This window comes from Sporofaciens sp. St.21A7 (genome assembly GCF_059728535.1).
The window spans coordinates 1,713,855-1,735,909 of sequence record NZ_BAAGFN010000001.1; the positions used below are offsets into that span (position 1 = coordinate 1,713,855).

At 45.9% G+C, this 22,055-nt stretch carries 16 protein-coding genes; 15 read left to right on the forward strand and 1 reads right to left on the reverse strand.

The window, feature by feature from the left end; all coding sequences use genetic code 11:
* Nucleotides 1-91: 91 nt before the first annotated feature.
* From AC6I3O_RS08485 to AC6I3O_RS08510, 6 genes are all read left to right on the forward strand, one after another.
* Nucleotides 92-1,399: an ATP-binding protein gene (locus AC6I3O_RS08485; protein WP_497850509.1), complete on the forward strand. Its 1,308-nt coding sequence runs from the start codon at nucleotides 92-94 to the stop codon at nucleotides 1,397-1,399.
* Nucleotides 1,400-1,481: 82 nt separating this feature from the next.
* On the forward strand, nucleotides 1,482-2,576 hold the full coding sequence (locus AC6I3O_RS08490) for a prephenate dehydrogenase/arogenate dehydrogenase family protein (protein WP_497850510.1): 1,095 nt from the start codon (nucleotides 1,482-1,484) through the stop codon (nucleotides 2,574-2,576).
* A complete protein-coding gene (gene aroA / locus AC6I3O_RS08495; RefSeq protein ID WP_497850511.1) occupies nucleotides 2,566-3,942 on the forward strand; it encodes a 3-phosphoshikimate 1-carboxyvinyltransferase in 1,377 nt (458 codons plus the stop codon). Before AC6I3O_RS08490 ends, aroA begins: the two co-directional genes overlap by 11 nt.
* Nucleotides 3,943-3,998: 56 nt before the next feature.
* Nucleotides 3,999-5,081: a TFIIB-type zinc ribbon-containing protein gene (locus tag AC6I3O_RS08500; RefSeq protein ID WP_497850512.1), complete on the forward strand. Its 1,083-nt coding sequence runs from the start codon at nucleotides 3,999-4,001 to the stop codon at nucleotides 5,079-5,081.
* On the forward strand, nucleotides 5,078-5,923 hold the full coding sequence (locus AC6I3O_RS08505) for a TPM domain-containing protein (RefSeq protein ID WP_497850513.1): 846 nt from the start codon (nucleotides 5,078-5,080) through the stop codon (nucleotides 5,921-5,923). The genes AC6I3O_RS08500 and AC6I3O_RS08505 overlap by 4 nt, the downstream gene beginning before the upstream one ends.
* 54 nt (nucleotides 5,924-5,977) lie before the next feature.
* Nucleotides 5,978-7,351, forward strand: coding sequence for an SPFH domain-containing protein (locus AC6I3O_RS08510; protein ID WP_497850514.1), 1,374 nt, complete (start codon nucleotides 5,978-5,980; stop codon nucleotides 7,349-7,351).
* A 36-nt stretch (nucleotides 7,352-7,387) separates the two neighbouring features.
* Here the strand turns inward: AC6I3O_RS08510 and AC6I3O_RS08515 are convergent, their stop codons facing one another.
* Entirely contained in the window at nucleotides 7,388-9,031 is a 1,644-nt protein-coding gene (locus AC6I3O_RS08515; RefSeq protein ID WP_497850515.1) for an AAA family ATPase, read from the reverse strand.
* A 203-nt stretch (nucleotides 9,032-9,234) separates the two neighbouring features.
* Between AC6I3O_RS08515 and AC6I3O_RS08520 the strand changes: the two genes are divergently transcribed.
* The 9 genes from AC6I3O_RS08520 to cysT all read left to right on the forward strand — a co-directional run bounded on the left by AC6I3O_RS08520 (nucleotide 9,235) and on the right by cysT (nucleotide 22,026).
* A complete protein-coding gene (locus AC6I3O_RS08520; RefSeq protein WP_497850516.1) occupies nucleotides 9,235-10,815 on the forward strand; it encodes an ATP-binding protein in 1,581 nt (526 codons plus the stop codon).
* A 298-nt stretch (nucleotides 10,816-11,113) separates the two neighbouring features.
* Nucleotides 11,114-12,235, forward strand: coding sequence for a tyrosine-type recombinase/integrase (locus tag AC6I3O_RS08525; protein ID WP_497850517.1), 1,122 nt, complete (start codon nucleotides 11,114-11,116; stop codon nucleotides 12,233-12,235).
* A 176-nt stretch (nucleotides 12,236-12,411) separates the two neighbouring features.
* Nucleotides 12,412-13,725 carry a zinc ribbon domain-containing protein gene (locus tag AC6I3O_RS08530; RefSeq protein ID WP_497850518.1) on the forward strand — a complete coding sequence of 438 codons (1,314 nt, stop codon included), beginning with the start codon at nucleotides 12,412-12,414 and terminating at the stop codon, nucleotides 13,723-13,725.
* Between the two features lie 442 nt (nucleotides 13,726-14,167).
* The gene (locus AC6I3O_RS08535; protein WP_497850519.1) at nucleotides 14,168-16,165 is read left to right on the forward strand and encodes a putative capsular polysaccharide synthesis family protein; all 1,998 of its coding nucleotides are present in this window, start codon (nucleotides 14,168-14,170) and stop codon (nucleotides 16,163-16,165) included.
* The gene (locus AC6I3O_RS08540) at nucleotides 16,153-16,983 is read left to right on the forward strand and encodes a hypothetical protein (RefSeq protein WP_497850520.1); all 831 of its coding nucleotides are present in this window, start codon (nucleotides 16,153-16,155) and stop codon (nucleotides 16,981-16,983) included. Before AC6I3O_RS08535 ends, AC6I3O_RS08540 begins: the two co-directional genes overlap by 13 nt.
* A gap of 18 nt (nucleotides 16,984-17,001) precedes the next feature.
* Complete coding sequence (cysD, locus tag AC6I3O_RS08545; RefSeq protein WP_497850521.1) at nucleotides 17,002-17,910, forward strand: sulfate adenylyltransferase subunit CysD; 909 nt, start codon at nucleotides 17,002-17,004, stop codon at nucleotides 17,908-17,910.
* Nucleotides 17,911-19,752, forward strand: coding sequence for an adenylyl-sulfate kinase (cysC, locus tag AC6I3O_RS08550; RefSeq protein ID WP_497850522.1), 1,842 nt, complete (start codon nucleotides 17,911-17,913; stop codon nucleotides 19,750-19,752).
* A 377-nt stretch (nucleotides 19,753-20,129) separates the two neighbouring features.
* Entirely contained in the window at nucleotides 20,130-21,143 is a 1,014-nt protein-coding gene (locus AC6I3O_RS08555) for a sulfate ABC transporter substrate-binding protein (protein ID WP_497850523.1), read from the forward strand.
* Nucleotides 21,144-21,174: 31 nt separating this feature from the next.
* Nucleotides 21,175-22,026, forward strand: coding sequence for a sulfate ABC transporter permease subunit CysT (gene cysT / locus AC6I3O_RS08560; protein WP_497850524.1), 852 nt, complete (start codon nucleotides 21,175-21,177; stop codon nucleotides 22,024-22,026).
* The last annotated feature ends 29 nt before the right edge of the window (nucleotides 22,027-22,055 follow it).

Below are 22,055 nucleotides of genomic sequence, written 5' to 3' on the forward strand. Positions count from 1 at the left end.
TATCCCATGTAGAAAGAAAATAATATTCTTTATGCTATAGTAGGAAAGAAGTGTCATGAAATGACATTTTTTGAACGGGGAGGGACAAAAGATGTTAGGCGGTTCTTTTTGGGTTGCATTTTTGCGTAATGGATTGAGTGTTATATTGATGTTGTCTTTTTTTCTGATGCTGGACCGTCCGCGATTTCCAATGAAGAAGACGGTGTGTTTCTATTTTCTTTTCGGCCTGGTGATTCTGGCGGTGTATAGCTTCTGGTATCTTCTGGCGAACGAAAGCTTTGTCAAGATGGCGGCTCTTTCGTTTCTTCCGGTCAGTGGGATTTTCTGCAGCCTGATGAGCCAGGAGGTCATCTATCTGTCACTGTATAAGATTGCAGCTTCTTTTTACATGTTTTCTGTGGGTACGTTTGTGGGGGTAGATGTGGCGCGCTGGTGGTTCGGCGGGAATCTGTGGGTGGATATCCTGGTGCGCTTCCTGAGCTATGGGATCATTCTGATTGTTACATGGAAGAAACTTAGAAAACAATTTCTGGACAATGTGGATTTCCTGGTGGAGGAGATGGATCTGTTCAGCACGTTCGCCCTGTTTATTTCGGTATTTCTCGGTGCGATTATGGCATATTGGCCGAACCTTCAGGGATTTTCGGTTTTCAACATGGTGCGGGCGTTCTTTGTACTGGCAATGGCCGGGTTCTTGCAGTATACGGTTCTCCATCTGTATATCCATCTGGGCATGGAACACCATTACCAGACGGAGAAGGAACTGTTAGAGCTGAATGAACAGCTTATCCGTAGTCAGCTTGACATTGTTGGTACATCTGAGAAAGAGGCGGCGCGGATTCGCCATGATGCACGTCATCATATTCTCCTTATCAGGGATTATGTGGAAAAAGGGGATATGAAGAATCTGTTGGGTTATCTGGAAGAATACGGCGCAGATGTAGAGAGCAGGAGGGCAAAACCTGTCTGCGGGCATCCGGTCGTGAACAGCATCCTGTCTGTCTATGCGAGGCAGGCGAAGGAGAAGCAGATTGATGTGAATATAGATGCGGGAGTGCCGGCAGATATCCCCATCCGTGATATTGACTGGGTCGCGATTTTGGCGAATATGTTTGAAAATGCAATCCACGGGTGCGTAAATTCCGGGAAAATGCAGCAGGAGATTGATATCTATATCGCGAAAAGAGGGAGTAAGATTGTCATTCAGTGTACCAATACCTGTGCCGATGATATCCGGTTTCAGAAGGGAATTCCCAAGTCCAGAAGCGGGGAGGGGATTGGTACGGCAAGCATTATGAAGACGGCGTCCCGTTATAACGGCGGAACGGATTTTGCTATGGAGGACGGAAGGTTCGTGACGAGGATTTTGCTGAACCTTTCTGGGATAAATGAACTTTAATACATTAAATTGGTAAAATATTGACAAAAGGGGTGATTTTAAGGTAAAATAAATCAGATAGACCAATCAAAGGAGAAGAATTATGGGACAGAAAATCGGGTTTATTGGTCTGGGACTGATTGGCGGGTCGATTGCAAGGGCAATCCGGCAGTATTTTCCGGATTATGAGATTGTGGCATTTGATAAGAATAAGGAGACGTTGGCGCTGGCGACGCAGGAATCGGTGATTGATGTAGCTGCAACTACGATTGATGATAATTTTCATCAATGCAGCTATATATTCCTGTGTGCGCCGGTTTCTTATAATACGGCTTATTTGAAGCAGGTTGCAGGATATCTCCATGGGGACTGTATCCTGACGGACGTGGGGAGTGTGAAGACGAATATCCACCGGGAGGTGGAGGCTCTGGGGCTTGAGCCGTATTTTATCGGAGGGCATCCCATGGCGGGGTCTGAGAAGAGCGGCTATGTGAATTCTAAGGCAATGCTGATTGAGAATGCATATTATGTATTGACGCCGGCAAGCCGTGCGGCCAGGGAGAAGGTTGACCGGTATGTGGAGTTCGTGGAGGCTTTGCGGGCAATCCCAGTTCTCCTTAATTACCGGGAACATGATTATGTGACCGGGACTATCAGCCACCTTCCTCATATTATTGCGGCCAGTCTTGTGAATTTTGTGCGGGATACGGACACTAAGGAGGAATTGATGAAGAATCTTGCAGCCGGTGGATTTAAGGATATCACCCGAATTGCTTCTTCTTCGCCTACCATGTGGCAGCATATCTGCCTAAAGAATAAGGAATATATTTCCCGGATTCTTGGGGAATATATTCAGGCATTGGGGAAGGCAAAGGAGATGATTGACAGGGAGGATGAACAGGGAATTTATCATCTGTTCGACAGTTCCAGAAACTACAGGAATTCCATTCCGGCATCATCGGCAGGTCCCATCAAGAAGGCGTATGAGGTCTACTGTGACATTATCGACGAGGCGGGAGGGATTGCGGCGATTGCGGCCATCCTTGCGTCGAATAATCTGAACCTTAAAAATATCGGGATTGTACATAACAGAGAGTTTGAAGAAGGGGTTCTGCGTATCGAATTCTATGATGAGGCGTCTTCAAAACGGGCGGCGGAATTATTGCAGAAATTCAGGTATGTTGTCTATGAGCGTTAAGAATATTTATCCGAAAAGAGGAATTAAGGGAGAAGTGACGGTGCCGGGGGATAAGTCAATTTCCCACCGTTCCGTTATGCTTGGCTCCATTGCTTTGGGAACGACGGAGATTACGAATTTCCTTCAGGGGGCAGACTGCCTGTCTACCATTGGATGTTTTCGGAAAATGGGGATTGAGATTGAGCAGAAGGATGGGACGGTTCTGGTACACGGCCAGGGCCTTCGCGGGTTGTCTGCCCCGGAGGGGACGTTGGATGTGGGCAACAGCGGGACGACCACAAGGCTTATGTCAGGAATTCTTGCGGGGCAGGATTTTGTATCTGTGATGTCCGGGGATGCGTCTTTGAATTCGCGGCCCATGGGACGGGTTATGACGCCATTAAACCGTATGGGTGCGCGTATCGGGAGTGTCCTGGATAATGGGTGCGCGCCTCTTAGGATAGAACCGGGGGCGCTTCATGGTATTCGATATCAGTCGCCGGTGGCTTCGGCCCAGGTGAAGTCTGCAATCCTTCTTGCGGGGCTTTACGCTGACAGCGGGACGTCTGTGACCGAGCCGGCCCTTTCCCGTAACCATACGGAACTGATGTTAGGAGCCTTTGGGGCGGACGTTACTTCCGAGGTGCATGAGGACGGCAGTGCTACGGCTGGAGTAATGCCCTGTAAGCAGCTTTATGGACAGAAGATTCAAGTACCGGGAGACATATCGTCTGCGGCATATTTCATAGCGGCAGGGCTATTGGTGCCGGGCGCAGAGATTTTAATCCGCAATGTAGGGACGAATCCCACAAGGGCGGGGATACTCAAGGTCTGTGAAGCGATGGGGGCGGATATTACGTATCTGAACCCTAGGAATATGTGGGATGAAGACAGAACGGGGACAGGGAATTGCCGGATGGGGCAGGAGTATTTTGGCGGTCTTCATTGTGGGGGCGGCGAGCCGACGGCTGATATTCTGGTCAGATACAGTATGCTTCACGGAACAACCATTGGGGGCAGCCTGATTCCAGCTTTGATTGATGAAATCCCCATGATAGCCGTAATGGCGGCCTGCGCGGAAGGTACGACGGTAATCAAGGATGCGGCGGAACTGAAAGTAAAGGAAACCAACCGGATTGATACGGTGACGGAGAATTTAAGGGCAATGGGAGCCCAGGTTACGCCGACGGACGACGGGATGGTTATCGAAGGCGGAACCGGGCTTTCGGGGGCGCATATCCGGAGCTGTCTGGATCATCGGATTGCGATGGCGTTTTCCATTGCGGGGCTGGCTGCAAAAGGTGAGACGGTGATTGAGGACAGCCAGTGTGTGGATGTGTCTTATCCGGGCTTTTTTGCTGCCTTAGATAGCCTGATGGATGTATAACTTGTCTGGGTGGTTTTACCGTATAGGATAGTATTTGATATAAAGAGGAGAACGAAATGGATTTTGTACAATATAAATGCCCTTGCTGCGGGGCAGCTCTTGTGTTTTCGCCGAAGACTCAGAAACTCTCCTGTAATAGCTGTGGGAATCAGTATGATTTGGAAACCATGGAGGAGTATGAGCGGGAAGAGCAGTCGCCGAATGAGCAGGATTTGGACTGGGAATACCGGAAGGAAGAACAGGGAGCAAAACGAACGGAGGACGGATTATATATCTGCCCTTCTTGCGGCGCCGAGATTGAAGCCGACGAGAATACGGTGAGTACGGTCTGCCCCTACTGCAACAATGTAGTGGTGATTCAGGCGGCTTCATCGGGAGAATTTGAGCCGGACGTCATGATTCCCTTTCAGGTGAAGGGAGACGAGGCGCGGCAGAAGATGATGCATTTCTGCAAGGGGAAACGCCTGCTGCCGAAAAATTTCCGGGACCGCAGTTATCTAAAGAACCTGCGGGGATGCTATGTCCCTTACTGGCTGTTCGACTGCAAGGCGAGTGCGGATATGAGTTTCCATGCAACCCGGGTCAGGGCGTGGAGCGACAGTGATTACGACTATGTGGAGACGTCTTACTATCTCGTCTCCCGGGCGGGGACGATGGAGTTCGTCCATGTGCCTGTGGACGGAAGCGTGGAGATGGACGATAATACGACGGAGTCCATCGAGCCTTTTGATTACAATGGCCTGACGGATTTCAGGCAGGCTTATCTGGCGGGGTATGAGACGGATAAATACGATGTAGATGCGAAGACGGCAATGGGCAGGGCGAAACAGAGGTTGTATAACACTGCCGAACAGGTGCTGCGCAGTACGGTTAAAGGGTACGAGACTGTAACGGTGAAAAGGCGGCGTCTTGCGTCTCAGGAGGGAAAGGTTTTGTATGCTTTACTGCCTGTCTGGCTGTTCGAGACGGTCTATGGGGGACGGAAGTATCAGTTTGCCATTAACGGGCAGACCGGCAAGATGGTAGGCGAACTGCCGGTAGACAAGGGCGCTTTCTGGAAATATCTCTGTGGATTCACGGCGATTGGGACGGTGGTATGTTCCGTTGTCGGGATTCTGTTATTCGGAGGTGTGTTATGATGGCCAACCAATTATATACAAAAGGAAGGCTCTTGCTGTGTATGGTAATCATATGGATTGCCGGATTGGCAGCAGAGAGTCGAATCGGAATGCCGGAAGTGGCCGCGGCGGGAAATGATCCGGGATTCGAGGGATGGGTTCAGGATGACGCAGGTCTTCTGACCTCAGAAGAGGAAGAAGCTCTTGAGAAGGAATGCTCCAGAGTTTCAGAACAATATGGAGCCGGGGTATATATTGTAACAACGCCGGATTTCGGCGGAGGAGATATTAAGATCTGGCAGGAGCAGATTTTTGCGGAGTATGGCCTGGGGACAGGAACTTCGGGCAGCGGCGTGATGCTTGCCATCAGCATGGCAGAGCGGGACTGGGGGCTGGTAGGCTTCGGGGCGGCGCAGGCGGCGTTCACTACATACGGAAGAGAGCGGCTGGGAGAGAAGATTCTGGATGATTTGTCTGACGGAGAGTTCTACGATGCATTTGACAGATATGTGTCTATGGCGGACGATTATCTGGCGGCTGCAGAGAAAGGAGAGCCGTATACGGAAGACCACCCTTACGGGGAAGGATGGCGGATACCATTAATTGTAGGGGTGTCGTTCCTTTTGTCTTTCTCGGTGTCTTTCGGCGTTGTGCTGTCTTGGAAGAGGAGCATGAATACCAGGGTGAGCCGGGATGGCGCCATGGAATATATGAAGGCGGATAGTTTTCATCTGTTCAATCGTTCGGATAGGTTTTTGTATCATACTGTGACGCGGACAAAGAGGCAGACAGAGAGTCATTCCGACAGCGGCGGCAGCAGCGGGATGCATTCTAACAGTTCCGGAACAAGCGGAAAGTTTTGAGGGTTGAAGTATGTCTTCGGGTGGTCAGTACACTAGAATAGGAGGAGAAAAATTATGGGATTAATCAGGGCGGCATGGTCGGCTGCAAGCGGAACATTGGCAGATCAGTGGAAGGAATATTTTTGCTGTGATGCATTGGATGCGGATGTGTTGGTGGCAAAAGGAGAAAAACGTGTATCGGGGCGCTCGGCGAACCGGAAGGGGGACGACAATATTATCACGGACGGCTCCCACATTGCCGTAGCGAACGGGCAGTGTATGATTATTGTGGAGGATGGCAAGGTGATTGACGCCTGTGCAGAGCCGGGGGCGTATACCTATGACACGAAGACCAGCCCTTCCATGTTCGGAGGCTCTTTTGTGGAAGGCCTGAAGGGGATTGCGAAAGAGGCGTGGCGGAGGTTCCAGTTTGGGGGCGGCGCCGGACGGAACCAGCGGATTTATTATGTGAATATTAAGGAGATTCCGGGCAATAAATATGGGACGCCCAATCCGGTGCCTTTCCGTGTGGTAGACCGGAATATTGGGCTGGATGTGGATATTTCCATCCGGTGTAATGGGGAGTATTCCTATCGGATTGTGAATCCTATGGTATTTTATGCCAATGTCTGCGGAAATGTAGGATATGTGTATACCAGAGATCAGATTGATTCGATGCTGAAATCAGAGCTGCTTACGGCGCTGCAGCCGGCGTTTGCCAGGATTTCGGAGATGGGAATCCGCTACAGCGCATTGCCTGGGCATACCATAGAGCTGTCGGATGCGCTGAATGAGGTCTTGTCAAAGAAATGGACACAGCTTCGAGGAATCATGGTCTATTCTCTCGGAGTGAATAGTGTGACGGCATCCAAGGAAGATGAGGAGATGATTAAGCAGCTCCAGAAATCGGCTGTCATGCGCGATCCGGGAATGGCTGCGGCGACGCTGGTAGGCGCACAGGCAGACGCTATGCGCACGGCGGCAGGAAATAAGAACGGGGCGATGTCCGGATTCATGGGAATGGGCATGGCGTCTCAGGCTGGCGGCATGAATTTGCAGGATTTGTATGCTATGGGACAGAGACAGGCGACGGCAAATCCGGCGGCGCAAAATCCGGCAGGAGGGGCGTATGGGGCTTCACAGGGAAATCATGCAGAGCCGGCGTCCCAGGATGGGTGGACGTGTTCCTGCGGTACAGGCGGTAATACCGGGAAGTTCTGTGTGGAATGCGGAGCGCCGAAACCGAGTCAGGCAGCAGGCTGGACTTGTTCCTGCGGCGCTGTAAATAAAGGGAAGTTCTGTTCTGAATGCGGAGCGCCAAAACCGGCGGGAATCCCGCAATACCGCTGCGATAAGTGCGGCTGGGAGCCGGAAGACGCGACGAAACCGCCTAAGTTCTGTCCGGAGTGCGGAGATCCGTTTGATGACGGGGATATTATGAGAAGTTAATGATGAAAAGGGGCTGTTATTTTGCAACAGCCTCCTTTATTTATCAGCACGTTTAAGGACTTCCACTTTGCAGAAATGCTCTTTGGTCTTCTTATTATAGCTGATTCCAACAGCCAATATCCTTCCGGTATATCTATTTTTCTCTCCGAGTTTGCCTTTGAAACGAAGACCATAGTTTTTCTCTTTTATCTGCCGGATTGCTTCTTGCGGCGTACTATTGACCTTCAATTCCAGAATGATTCCGTCTGCTTTACTATGTTCAGGATAAAAGATGAAATCAACAAACCCTTTGCCAGCCTTATCTTCACGCTCTACACGATAACGGTCGCGTGCGGACAAATAGACAAGATTGACTACTGCGGACAGCTCTGTTTCAGTGTGATACGAAAGAATGGGCGTTTCTGTATTATGGGTAAATGCCAGAATCTCAGCCATTGTTTTTGTGTCACCGGATAAGGTTGCCGTGAGCATTTTCTCAGATTCCCTTGCCAAACGGTGGACGTAACCAAGGCTGTCATTGGTCAGCAGCAATTCATTGTATTTATCCATCAGTTCCTTGTTGGGAATAAAGACAGCGCCATTTTCATAAGTAAGGAGACCATATACAACCATTGCAGAATAAATCTGGTTTTTTGACTTTAATTCCGAATCTGTGGCCGCATATCCTAACAACACAATCGGAATTCGTTCTCCGGCAATCATTAGTGCAAGGTCATCCCGGATATCGTCAATATTGTTGCGGATATAGTAAAAAATCTCATCATAAGGCCCGGAACTTGTCCAGTAGTTCGAGAGCTGGTTGTCAGACAATGCACATACAATTGAGCGGGGATTGTAAAGGCGCCGCCCGGTAACGGTACAGTATCCGTCGTACCAGATGCGCAGGCTGTCCCGTGTGATTTCCGGATTTGCCGTCTCCTTGCAATAGATATCAAATAATGTATCGATCTCAGATTCCAAAAAACCAAAATAGCCGCTGAATTTCTTTTTCGTCGCCATATCATACTCAAGAAACATATTCAGCTCGGAACCGCTGGAATACTTGGCAATCGGCAGAATTCCGGTCATATAGACAAATTCTATATAGGGTTGGTCTTTTAACAGGTTGCTCAGAAAATCAATATATTCAGCCTTATCTTTATCTGAAACGAAATCTCTGTGGAAAATGAAATCCCATTCATCCAGCACGAAAATAAAACGGACGTCTTCTGTATCAGACTCCAGAATCTCATTCAATGCGTCCCAAGGGGCGTCTGACTCTGCCAGGCTGGCCTTTGGGTATGCCTGAATCAGGTCGCGCAGGATGCGTTTGCTGATTCGGTCGATATACTCCCGATAGGATTTGCAGCCGGAAGGCAGGGAGTTTAAAGTGATATAGATGACGTTGTGCCGATTGAGGTGAGTCGTATACCAACTCCGGGAACTCACAGCCAGAGAATCAAAAATCGGACGGCAATCCCTTCCTTTACCGAAATAGGCGGCAATCATGCTTGCCATCACGGATTTACCAAAACGTCGGGGCCTAGTGATGCAGATATATTTTTGGTTCTTATCTCTGAGATTGGGTTCGATGAGAGGAATCAATTCGTCAAGCATTGCGGTTTTATCAACAAAATAGGTGGATTCGGTTTCGTCTTTGTAGAGAAGGGAAGCTTTTTTGCTGTTTAGATATAATCCCATAAAAACGGTTCCTCCTGTCTGTGTTTGGTTTATTTTAGCATAGGGGGAAGGGATTATCAAGTTTCTGTTGAACCGGCCGTTTGAAATTGCTATACTATCAACATAGTATACCCGTAGGGGCATCCCGTAATGCATGCCCCTGCAGGGCGGGTGGACTTCGTCCAATAAGGTATCCTGAAATGGTTTGGAAAAGGCGGTGTGGTATGAGACGGTTTCATGTAACAGGTAATTGTGTCCGTGAAAAGCATTATATGGTAGATACCTCAGAGAAAATTGATACGATCATTACAGACTATATCCAGCGTGGATATTATTTTACGATAAATCAGGCAAGGCAGTATGGAAAGACTACGACGCTGTATTTGTTGGAAGAGCGGTTAAGGGAACGATATGTGATACTGCACCTTAGTTTTGAAGCAGCCGATGAATATTTCAAGTCTTTGCCGAATCTTGTGGAAGGACTTATCATGGATATCAGCGATGCCTTGAGAGAGCAGGATGTTTCTTCGGAAATGATTGATGAGTGGAATCAGCCTGTCTCGGACAGGTTCCCGATGAGGGAGTTGGGGAGAAAAATCAGTAACTTATGCAGGCAATGTCCCAAAGAGATTATTTTAATGATAGACGAGGTTGACAAAAGTTCAGACAATCAGATTTTTCTTTCATTTCTCAGTATTTTGCGGGAAAAGTACCAAAAGCAGTTGGTTGGCAGAGATGTTACCTTTCAATCAGTCATATTGGCCGGCGTCTATGATATTAAGAATTTGAAGTTGAAGCTGCATCCGGAAGATGAAGGGAAGAATAATAGTCCGTGGAACATAGCGGCAGATTTTCTGGTGGATATGAGTTTTTCCGCAAATGAGATTGCATCGATGCTGGACATGTATGAGGAAGACTGGCATACAGGCATGGATGTGAGGGCAATCAGCCAGATGCTTTACGAATATACGTCAGGATATCCTTACCTGGTATCAAGGCTTTGTCAGTTGATTGACGAACGGGTTGCCGGAGGTTGGGTCTGTCCGGACAAGAAAGCCGCATGGAGCAAACAGGGGGTATTGGAGGCGGTTCGTACGATTCTAAAAGAGCCGAACACACTGTTTGATGATATGCTCAAGCATCTGTATGAATATCCGAAATTAAGCATGATGTTGAAAAATATTCTATTTCAAGGGAGAAGATATACCTTTGAGACAGATGCTCCAGTGATACAGCTAGGAGTCATGTTTGGATTTTTGAAGGAACAGGAACAGGCCGTGTGTGTTGCAAACCGTATTTTTGAGACGAAGCTTTATAACTTTTTCTTATCGGAAGAAGAGAGTAGTCTCAAGGAATTGCCTGAGCCAGAGTATGGAAGGAATCAGTTAGTCGCCCATGGAATGCTCCAAATGGAACTTGTAATGAGAAAATTTTATGAATATTTTGAAAGCGTATTTGCGCAGGCGGATGAAAGATTTTTGGAGGAAGATGGACGCCGGGTTTTTCTTATGTTTCTTCGTCCAATCATCAATGGGATGGGAAATTATTATATTGAAGCACAGACCCGTGATAAGACAAGGACAGATGTGATCGTTGATTATAAAGGAAAACAGTTTGTGATTGAGATGAAATTGTGGAGAGGCAGGCAATACAATTATGATGGGAAAGCCCAGCTTGCGGGATATCTGGAACAGTATCGTCTTGACAGAGGGTATTTATTGACGTTTAATTTTAACAAAAATAAACAGACAGGGATAATTGAGAGTATCTGTGACGGGAAAAGGATATTAGAGGTAGTTGTATAGAGTTGAGTTTTCATGCATGAAGATACAAAAGAAGGGGCAAAAGCATTCGCTTTTGCCCCTTCTTTTGTATCTTTTTTCGCAGATTACCCCAATCTGCGAAAGAATGTCTATATAAAAAATCTCATACAATCCCTTCCGCTTGCATTATTATACTTTCAAACCATGGGTTTGTCAATCAAATGTAAAAATTTTTCACAGATTTATAGGAATTCTGTATAAATATAGCGCAAAATACACATGAAAACAACAGACCTATTTCTATTTGTGGTCAAAATAATGGTCAGGAGGGATTCTGGAAATGCCGAGACGCGGAGAAAACATAAGAAAAAGAAAAGATGGACGTTGGGAGGGAAGATACTACACGCAGGAGCCGGAAAGCGGCAGGAGCGTCCTTCATTCTGTTTACGCAAAGACGTACGGTGAAGTAAAAGAAAAGCTGTCCGAAGCAAAGCTGTCTGCAAAGAAGAGAAAAGAAGAAGAATGCCATACAGCGGTTTATTTCCATACTGTGGCAGAGGAATGGCTGCAAGCCACGAGGAATCAGAAAAAACATGCAACCTATACAAAATACCGTATTATTTATGAGACCCATATTCGAGAAAAGCTAGGAAATCTTCTGTTTTCTGAGCTTACAGAGGAAACGGTAATAGGAGTATTTCAAAATGAAAAGTCGGAGATGATGTCCGACAGCCTGCACAAAAGTATCTCATGTGTATTGAATCAGATACTTTCTTATGCGGTTCTCCATTATCAGGTTCCTTCACTCAGATATTCCAGCCCGAGAAGCAAAACCTTTACGAAACCGGTGGAGATTCTGAACCTGTCAGAACAAGAGCGGCTTCTGCGATGCCTGTATGATGGGATGGATGCCTGTAAACTGGGGATTATCATCTGCATTTCCACGGGATTGCGCTTAGGGGAAATCTGTTCCCTCAAATGGAATGACATTGATTTTGCTGGAAAAATGTTACAGGTGAACACGACCGTACAGCGGATTGCAGTGGAGGGATGCGACGTCAGGACGACGCTGTTAGAAGGAGAGCCGAAAAGTATATGTTCAAAGAGAGAAATCCCTTTGCCGGATGAACTTGTAAAATTACTGCTCCGCTGCTATGACAACGACGGGGAATATGTCATCAATAAAGACAAGCCTATGGAGCCGCGGACATATCAGAATAAGTTCCGAAAATACCTTGAGGCCGCCAATGTGAAAAAGAAAAATTTTCATATTTTGCGCCATACTTTTGCGACAAACTGCGTCAGCAGCGGGATGGATATCAAATGTCTCAGTGAAATCTTAGGTCACTCAGATGTGAAAATCACATTGAACCGTTACGTACATCCCACGGCGGAAACGAAGCGTCAGCATATGAATTCCGTGTCGGCTATTTATGGTCGTTTTGTGGGTCAGGAGGAATAGAAAGTACGATGTAATCAGAGCTGACGGTAAATTTTTCATAGATTGGGGTAATCTGTGAAATCTGTCAAATCTCGGAATCAGGATTCAGCAATACATAAAAAATATTTTGATGGAGGGCGTCCGCCCTAAGGCATGTATTACGGTGTACCTCTTGGGTACAGGTTTATGAAATGAAGATGAATCAAAAAAAATTGTGTAAGACAGTTTGCCAGCACAACAGAGAGCCTGTCAGCGCAGATGATATGAAAAAACTTCAGGAAGTCGCAGAGGATTACCGCACAGTAAAGAATTACATATACCAGCGTTACGGAGGTATCGGCAGCCTGTCAAAGATTTACCCCGGGTATACGGTACAGAACGAGATGACGAAGGACGGGTTGCGGGAAAGGCTTGGAATTCCATCTGTATATTATTATCTTGCCATTTTTGACGCATTGGGAGATATAAAATGCCAGTGGACAGATACGAAATCAAAAATCCTGAAATTGACAGGACGCAACGACGGATTCACGGAAAAAGAAAAGCACTACCTCCGTTTTTTACTGAAAGTCAACAATGGGTTTGAGGCGGTATTAAACCAGAAGCAAGTCGTATTGAAACCGGAGCTTCAGAAGCAATATGATTTGTTGGCGAGGGAAGTAGAGGTAAAAAAGCTCCACAACTATCTTTGCAGGCAGGTACGCAGACACCTTGGAAAGCTGCATACGGATATTGCGGCAGGATTTTCCATAGCCGAGAGGGCGTACCGTTATGCAGACCACGGAATCTACATTTCCGTAAAGCAGAAGCGGAAACGGGTCTTCATACCGCTGACGGATCATAACCAGTACCAATCTCAGCTATATATAAAATTGTATCCGGACAAGGCAGGTATAGAGATTAAAGTTCCAATTCAGACGGCAGTCCGTGAACATGCAGATTATACGAACCAAGTAGGCGTGTCAGTGGGAATGTGTACGATGTTTACGACAGACGGGGGAAATCGGTACGGAGAAATGCTTGGAAGTTACCAGACAGAGTATGCGGACTGGATTCGGAAACAGACGGGGAGTTACATGCGAAATAAGGCAGACAATCCGGGAAGGATAAAGTATCGCAATAAGAAAAAGCGGTATGAGGAACGGCTCCATAGCTATATTAACCAAGAGCTGAACCGTTTTCTTAGGACAGAGAAACCCAGAATCGTCTATATCCCCCGGCTTCCCAAACCAGGCGGAAAAGGAGTAAGCAAGAAGCTGAATCATTACAACACTCTGTGGCAGAGAGGATATATCCGCAGCAGATTCACGCAGAAATGCCGCGAGCATTCGGTAGAGATTGTGGAAGTAATCGGAAAAGATATCAGTAAGGAATGCAGTCGATGCGGGCGCCTGGGGGAAAAACGGGAAGGGATATTCCTATGTGAAGCCTGCGGATACCAGACAGAGGAGAAAATCAATGCGGCAAAGAATGCGAAAAAGCGCGGACTCGGAGATGGAGTATTGTATTAAACTGCTTAAAAATAAGGAGAAAGGTCATAAGAATAGCTGCTTAGATGAATAGCGGCGGTAAGCCGGTATTTCACCGAAAGGACTGGGGAGCGTATTCATGATATAAAAAATAAAAGTCGGCATTAGAAGGCAATAGAACGTTGCGTATTGGGTATGCCAAGACCTCGCGAACATGGGAATGTATAGTGCGCTGATGCGCACGCAGGTCATCAACCTGCGGTTGGTGACAAGACAAGAGGAAGTGCGCTGATGCGCACGCAGGTCATCAACCTACGGTTGGTGACAAGATATGATGTAGCGGGGAGCGAAGCGGAGATAATCTGCATCATCGATTACATAAGAGATGACCAATGTGTCTTATTTGAACAAAAATATATAGTATATGTACTATATTAAATTAAAAGCACGCAGAAAAAGCAAGTATAAGGAGTAAAACTGATAAATGAAAAAGGTTGTTATCATAGCAGGAATGCATAGAAGCGGAACATCCGTTGCGGCGCAGCTCTGCCAACATATGGGCGCCTACTTGGGAGAAAAAGCAGAATTAATGGGCGCCGCAAGGGACAATCCGGGCGGGTTCTTTGAAAATATTGAGATCACAAAGACCAATGATGAAATATTACGTTTATGCGGAAGAGAATGGTACAGCTTGACTTTGGCAGAACCGGATTATCATCATCCGCAGATCATCAAAAAGATAGAAAAATTAAAAGCGATTGTCCAAAGATTACTTTTGAAAAGCGATACGGTTGCCATAAAAGACCCACGGATATCGGTATTGCTTCCGTTATGGGAGAAAATTTTAGATGGGCTGGAGGTTGAAACTGCATATATATGGATATTTCGGAACCCTTTAGAAGTAATGGAGTCCCTAAGGAAACGGGATGGATACACCAGCAAGCATAGTCTCTTGCTGTGGAGCCATTATAATCTCAGCATATTAAGGTTTCTCAGAAATAAGAAATATCTGTTGGTAGATTACCGAGAGATTCTGGACAATTCCAAGGTATTTGAATCATTCAGCCAGATCTTCGGCCGTAAACCGGACAATGGTTTGAAGCAGGAGTTTAATCAGATTGTAACTCATGCATACTGCCATTCCCATTATTCATGTGAAGATGTCCGGAACACGCAGGAAAAATTTCTCATTGATTTATATGAAATATTGGTGACAAGACAGGAGCGAAAAGCCGATTTACCTGAACTGGAAGAACAATACAGGAAAGAAATTGTAATCCCACAAAAAAAATATATGGATTATGCTGTGTTAGAAGATAGAGAATCTCTGAGGGACAAGGAAATCATCATCTACGGAGCCGGGAATTATGGGAAAAGAATAGCAAAGATGCTCCGGGATTTGGGAATCACCAGATACGATTTTTGTGACCGGGATGCCGGAAAGCGCCATATGGAATGGATGGGCGGAATAGTTTTTTCCATCGCTGAGATCGAAAACAAAGAAAATGTATTGTTTATTATTGCCGTGGAAAATGCGGATATGAGAAGAGAAATCGAACAGACATTGATGTACGCAGGGGGAGGATTTTCTGCCTTTGCGACAGAATTAATATGGAAATATACAATTAATAAACCAGTAGATATAGAATCCGATGCAGAACGGTTTACCTTGTGGTACAGAGAATTGAAAATGCGGGGAGATGTTGTAAAAAATGCATGTAGATATCCTATTTTAGTCTATCAAAACGGGAAAGTAGGCTCCTCAACTATCGTAAAAAGTCTATGGAATGAGGGAGTCAAGAATGCGCATGTACATAGATTCTTTTTCAAAAACGATATGATTGGGGAATTGATATTGGGTGAAAATCACGAAGAGTTGATAAAGAATACAAACGTGTTTAGTTCCCATTTTCCCGGTTATGTGGATTCTATAAAAAATAGGATGAAAGGTAAGAAAATCATAACAATGATAAGAGAACCAATCGCGACCGATTTATCCACCGTGTTTCAATGGATTGGAAGCGGTGTTGCCGACCGTTTTTTTGCAGAAAGATTAAGAAAAGGAAAAACATTTTTGCAAGCTGTTTCTGAATTGATGGGAAAGATTCAGAACAGATTATTTGAATGGTTTGAGGAAGAATTAAGAGAATTATGCGGTGTCAATGTATTGGATTACCCCTTTGACAAGGAAAAAGGATACACAATCATTTCATCTGACAATGCGGAAATCCTACTTTTTAAAATAGAAAAAATCACAGAATTAGAGAACGTTATCAGAGATTTTGCAGGTGTTTCCGAATTTGAACTGCAAAATGATAATGTAGGTGAGCGGAAAGAATACGCCCATATTTATAAAGAGGTAAAGAAAAGAATGAAGCTTCCGGCAGAGTATATCGAGTATTATTATTGCAATCATCCATATATGGAGCATTTTTATTCAAAAGAAGAGCAGGAAATTTTTTTAAGAAAATGGAATCAGTGAACGTATTAGATAGGATTAGCTGCCATAATTTTGTTTATGCAGACGGATATATTTATTTTTCTAATTGGTTTTATAATGGACTGTTCGAGGTTGAGATTGAAACGGGAAAAACATTTTTTTATGGAAACTTTGAAAACGAGAAATTTTCAGAGATAAATGTACATAAGGAGATTTTCATCAGGGATGAAAAAGTGTATTTTTGCCCATGGCGAGGCGGGCATCTGCATATTTTGAACAGGGCAGACCGAACCATATCTTCCATAGAGATTAGAAGCAAGGAAGAACCATTTTCTCTCATAGAAACAGTGACAGTGGGAGAAGACAGTATGTTTTTTAGATTTAAAGAGGAAGAAAAATCAGCCAAAAAATTTGATTTTCAGTCGTTAAAAGTAACCCATGTAAATCATCCATCTGAAATTCAGGGAACGCCGTTGGCGGACGAAAAAGAAAGATTTCCAGATTTGCCGCTGTTAGAGGAAAATCATATCGAATATGCCGACAGATTTTTTTGGAAACAGATATCTAATGGAGTTTGGTACGGCTTTATGCCAATGGGACGGCATCTGTTACGCTATATCGAAGAAAGCGGCAGAATTGAAAAAAATCCCCTTATCGTAGTGAACGAAATAGAGTTACAGGAATATTTGCATGTAGTGAGAAAAGAGCTTCTGAAACAACCTGTCTATGAAATGCCCATAAAGTTGCAGGAGTTTTTGGAATGCTTAAAATTGAGGGAAGCTTACATATCAGATGGTTCCGGAAAGAAAAATCTGGGAAATAAAATCTGGAACACTATGCTTGGCATGGGCAAGGTATGATTGACAGGAGGACGTAAAATGGACAGACAAAAATTACATCCCCATCTGGATGCGTTGGAGGCAGAGGCAATCTATATTATGCGGGAAGTAGCGGCAGAATGTGAGAAACCGGTTATGCTCTACTCCATCGGAAAAGACAGCTCCGTTATGCTGCATCTGGCGATGAAAGCCTTCTATCCGGAGAAGCCTCCGTTTCCCTTTTTACATATTGACACCACATGGAAATTCAGGGAAATGATTGCATTTCGCAACCGTATAGCAGAGAAACATGGAATCGAAATGCTGGTCTATACCAACGAAGAAGGAGTAAGGCAAGGTATTAATCCCTTCGACCATGGCGCGGCTTATACGGACATCATGAAGACCCAGGCTTTGAAGCAGGCATTGGAGGCCTACGGATTCACGGCGGCATTTGGCGGAGGAAGGAGAGACGAGGAGAAGTCCAGGGCAAAAGAAAGAATCTTTTCCTTCCGAAATCAGGCACAGGCATGGGAACCGAAAAGCCAAAGACCGGAGATGTGGAAGCTATATAATACACAGCTCCATAAAGGAGAGAGTATCCGGGTATTTCCCCTTTCTAACTGGACGGAGAAGGACATCTGGCAGTACATCGCCAGAGAAAAGATTGAAATCGTTCCCCTGTATTTCGCAAAGGTACGTCCGGTAGTATTCCGGGATGGGAACATCATCATGGTTGATGATGACAGGATGCGGTTACTTCCGGGGGAAAACATAGAGCATAAGAGTGTCCGTTTTCGGACTCTTGGCTGTTATCCCCTGACAGGGGGGATTGAGTCCACGGCAGATACATTGGATGGGATTGTAAAAGAAACCTTGCAAGCCGTCACTTCCGAGCGAACGAGCCGGGTGATAGACCATGAAGGAGCCGGAAGTATGGAGCGGCGTAAGCGGGAGGGATATTTTTAGATGGATGGATTGCTGAAATTTATGACCTGCGGAAGTGTGGACGACGGGAAATCTACATTGATTGGGCACATGCTGTATGATGCAAAACTGTTGTTTGCTGACCAGAAACATGCCTTGGAGTTAGAAAGCCGGGTGGGAAGCCGGGCGGGGAAAACGGACTACTCGCTTTTGCTGGACGGATTGATGGCAGAACGGGAGCAGGGAATTACGATTGACGTGGCATACCGGTATTTTTCAACGGAGAAGAGAAGTTTTATTGTGGCGGATACGCCGGGGCATGAGGAGTATACCCGAAACATGGCGGTGGGGGCTTCCTTCGCAGATTTGGCGGTGATTCTCATAGACGCCACCAAGGGGATTCTGGCACAGACGAGACGCCATGCAGGAATCTGCGGCCTTATGGGAATCCGGCATTTTCTATTTGCGGTAAATAAGATGGATTTACTTCATTACAATGAAAAAGCCTACTGCAGAATCGAAAAAGAAATCAGAAAACTTGCAATTGATTTGAACCTCTGTAATGTTGAGCTGATGCCTGTCTCGGCTACGGAAGGTGATAATATCACTTCCCGTTCCTGGGCCATGCCATGGTATAAGGGAAAAACGCTGTTGGGATATCTGGAAACCATACAGATAGAAGACGGGGCGAAGGAGCAGGGATTCATCCTGCCAATCCAGAGGGTATGCAGGCCCAATCAGTCTTTCCGGGGCTTTCAGGGGCAGATTGAAGGGGGCGCTGTGAGCGTAGGCGACCAACTTACGGTTCTTCCAAGCAGGGAGCGTGTGAAGGTTCAGGCTATTTTCGCGGCAGACCAGAAAATGAATACGGCCAAAAAAGGTCAGGCTGTAACGGTTTCGCTTAACAGAGAAGTGGATATTTCCAGAGGTTGTGTGTTGGCGAAGGATACAGAATTAATCGTCAGCAGCATGTTTACGGCGAAAATACTTTGGATGGACGACATGGAGTTAAGACAGGGAAAGAATTTCCTGATTAAGATTGGAACCCAGATGCTTCCCGTATCAGTCATGGAAATCAAGTACCGGATTGACGTCAATACGGGAGAGCAGATTGCCACCTCAAAATTGTATAAAAATGAGATGGCGGTCTGTGATGTTGCCGCCTCATCACCAGTCGTATTCGATACCTTTGAGAAGCACAAAAGCATGGGAAGTTTCATACTGATTGACCGCGTCACCAATATGACTTCTGCCTGCGGTGTCGTGGAACATTCATTGAGAAGGTCGGAAAATATTGTGTGGCAGAAATTAGACCTGACAAGGGAAATCCGCGCAGAGAGAATGGGACAGAAGCCTTTGACCCTGTGGTTTACCGGACTTTCCGGATCAGGAAAGTCTACCCTTGCGAATGAAGCCGAGAAACGGTTAAGCCTTGGCGGAAAGTATACCATGCTCTTGGACGGCGATAATATCCGGATGGGGCTGAATCGGAACTTAGGTTTTGAACCGGAGGACAGGATTGAAAATATCCGCAGGATTGCAGAGGTGGCAAAGCTGATGAATGACGCAGGGTTGATTGTTTTAGTTTCTTTTATTTCACCTTACCGAAACGACCGGAGGATTGCAAGGGAAATTATCGGAGAAGAAAATTTTGTAGAAATCTATGTCAATACTCCATTGGAGGTATGTGAAGAAAGGGATGTAAAAGGGTTGTACCGGAAAGCAAGGGAAGGAAAGATTCCAAACTTTACGGGAATTTCCAGTCCTTATGAAGAGCCAGAGCATGCAGACCTTGTGATGAATACCGAAGGAGAATCTTTGGATACAGCGGTAGAAACCATTCTGAGAACAATCGCCAAGAAGGAGAGCAATGGGTTACGTTAGAATATCAAAAGATAATTGTTTTTCTGTGTATGAATACGAAAAAAATCTGAATGAGAAATTAGGACTGTTTTTCCGAATCGGGCAAACGGTATTTGTAAAAAACAGGGAGGAAAAGATAACCGGGATTATTTCTGTCAGTGATTACCAGAAGTGTTCCGGTAACGAAAATTATCAGGTAAACAAGGAGTTCAAAAAGATTCTGTTTCACAAGGGATATATGGAAGAAGTGAGGAATTTCTTTGAAGGTACGAACTATCAAAGTCTCCCTGTTTTATATGAAAATGGTGAATTAGCGGAATGTTTTGTCAGGACAAAAACAGCGTATTCCATGGAACTGTTGTCCCGGAGTCGGTATATGGAATCATCAAGGAGCATTTATGAAGGAGAAAAAAATTATATTTGTTTTCATATTGGCAATATTTATCATATTTTGCGGGACAGGATGCCAAGGAGGGGAAGACTCTCAGACAGAACTTTTAAACGTGTCTTACGACCCTACCCGTGAGTTTTATGCAGAGTATAACCAACTATTCTGTACATATTTGGAAGAAAAGAAGGGGCAGAGTATCAATGTCACACAGTCCCACGGCGGCTCCGGCTCTCAGGCGCGTTCCGTGATAGAAGGAAACGAGGCAGATGTGGTTACGCTGGCCCTTGCCCATGATATTGCGATGATTGAGGAAGCAGGAATGATTGACGGCGGCTGGATGGAGGAATATGAAAAGAACAGTTCTCCATATACCTCTGCCATCGTGTTCCTTGTGCGCAGCGGGAATGCCAAGAATATTCAGGACTGGGATGACCTTGTGCGGGAAGATGTAAAGGTCATTACGCCGAACCCCAAAACGTCAGGGGGAGCCTGCTGGAATTTTCTTGCCGCATGGGCATACTGGCAGGAGCGGGACGGAGGCGACGAGGAGGCAACGAAAGATTTTATGAAAAGGATGTATCAGAATGTACTGGTGTTAGATTCCGGGGCAAGGGGCGCAACCAATACATTTGTAGAAAATGGTCAGGGGGATGTGCTGGTTGCGTGGGAAAACGAGGCGTATCTCTCCATGAAGGAACATCCGGACGCCTATGAGATTGTGACGCCTTCTGTCAGTATTTTAGCACAGCCGTCCGTTGCGGTGGTGGATGAGAATGTGAAAGCCCATGGAACCGAAGAAATCGCAGAGGAATATCTGGGTTATCTGTACAGCGATGAGGCGCAGAGATTGGCAGGGAAATATTATTACCGGCCTTCTGATGAGAAGATTTTGCAGGAATTCTCAGGTCAGTTTGACTTGGGGATGAATCTTGTGACCATAGATGAATTTGGCGGGTGGGACGAGGCGTATCGGACCTATTTTGAGGACGGCGGGGTTTTCGACCAAATCTACAGCGAATAAGTGAGACAATACTGCCAGGAAAGGGTATTTTATGGAGGAGATTGTAAAGGTTAAGAACAAAAGAGGTGTTCGGGTAATTCCGGGTTTTGGCTTGTCTCTTGGAGCGACTCTTTCCATGCTTGGATGTTTTGTATTGATACCGCTGGCTTCCATTTTTCTAAGCGCTGGCCGCCTTGAATTCTCAGAGTTTGCAGCAGTGGTTACATCCCGTCAGGTTATGGCTGGGTACAGGGTCAGTCTTTCCTGTGCTTTTTGGGCGGCGCTTATCAATACTGTGTTCGGCATGGGGCTTGCATGGGTGCTGGTACGATATGATTTCCCCGGAAGGCGGCTGATGGATGGAATCATTGAACTGCCTTTAGCGCTGCCTACTGCCGTGGCGGGAATTTCTCTGACTTCCCTTTATTCCGACCAGGGATGGATTGGCGCATATTTCGCTAAGAGAGGGATTACCATTGCCTATACCAGAATCGGGATTACCATTGCCATGATTTTTGTGGGGATTCCCTTTGTGGTCAGGTCTGTGCAGCCAGTGTTAGAAAAGTTGGACGGGCAGTATGAAGAAGCAGCGGCGATGTTGGGGGCGGGAAGGGGATATACCTTTCTTAGGGTGGCGCTTCCGGAGATGTTTCCGGCATTGATTACCGGCTTTGGGCTTGCGTTTAGCAGGGGAATCGGGGAGTACGGGAGCGTGGTTTTTATTGCAGGAAACATCCCTTATGAGACACAGATTGCGCCGCTTTTGATTATGGAGAAGCTGGAGCAATACAAGTATACGGATGCGACCGCCATTGCGCTGGTATTGCTGCTGTTGTCTTTTATTATGATGTTAATCATGAATTCCATTCAGATTTCGATGCAGAGATTTACGAGAAATTTATGACGGTGTCTGTAATTCAGGATTTGGCAGCA

Excerpts from the sequence above, each read along its gene's own strand:
- AC6I3O_RS08485 (WP_497850509.1), top strand. The coding sequence starts at position 92 with ATGTTAGGCGGTTCTTTTTGGGTTGCATTTTTGCGTAATGGATTGAGT.
- AC6I3O_RS08490 (WP_497850510.1), top strand. The coding sequence starts at position 1,482 with ATGGGACAGAAAATCGGGTTTATTGGTCTGGGACTGATTGGCGGGTCG.
- aroA (WP_497850511.1), top strand. The coding sequence starts at position 2,566 with ATGAGCGTTAAGAATATTTATCCGAAAAGAGGAATTAAGGGAGAAGTG.
- AC6I3O_RS08500 (WP_497850512.1), top strand. The coding sequence starts at position 3,999 with ATGGATTTTGTACAATATAAATGCCCTTGCTGCGGGGCAGCTCTTGTG.
- AC6I3O_RS08505 (WP_497850513.1), top strand. The coding sequence starts at position 5,078 with ATGATGGCCAACCAATTATATACAAAAGGAAGGCTCTTGCTGTGTATG.
- AC6I3O_RS08510 (WP_497850514.1), top strand. The coding sequence starts at position 5,978 with ATGGGATTAATCAGGGCGGCATGGTCGGCTGCAAGCGGAACATTGGCA.
- AC6I3O_RS08515 (WP_497850515.1), bottom strand. The coding sequence starts at position 9,031 with ATGGGATTATATCTAAACAGCAAAAAAGCTTCCCTTCTCTACAAAGAC.
- AC6I3O_RS08520 (WP_497850516.1), top strand. The coding sequence starts at position 9,235 with ATGAGACGGTTTCATGTAACAGGTAATTGTGTCCGTGAAAAGCATTAT.
- AC6I3O_RS08525 (WP_497850517.1), top strand. The coding sequence starts at position 11,114 with ATGCCGAGACGCGGAGAAAACATAAGAAAAAGAAAAGATGGACGTTGG.
- AC6I3O_RS08530 (WP_497850518.1), top strand. The coding sequence starts at position 12,412 with ATGAATCAAAAAAAATTGTGTAAGACAGTTTGCCAGCACAACAGAGAG.
- AC6I3O_RS08535 (WP_497850519.1), top strand. The coding sequence starts at position 14,168 with ATGAAAAAGGTTGTTATCATAGCAGGAATGCATAGAAGCGGAACATCC.
- AC6I3O_RS08540 (WP_497850520.1), top strand. The coding sequence starts at position 16,153 with ATGGAATCAGTGAACGTATTAGATAGGATTAGCTGCCATAATTTTGTT.
- cysD (WP_497850521.1), top strand. The coding sequence starts at position 17,002 with ATGGACAGACAAAAATTACATCCCCATCTGGATGCGTTGGAGGCAGAG.
- cysC (WP_497850522.1), top strand. The coding sequence starts at position 17,911 with ATGGATGGATTGCTGAAATTTATGACCTGCGGAAGTGTGGACGACGGG.
- AC6I3O_RS08555 (WP_497850523.1), top strand. The coding sequence starts at position 20,130 with ATGAAGGAGAAAAAAATTATATTTGTTTTCATATTGGCAATATTTATC.
- cysT (WP_497850524.1), top strand. The coding sequence starts at position 21,175 with ATGGAGGAGATTGTAAAGGTTAAGAACAAAAGAGGTGTTCGGGTAATT.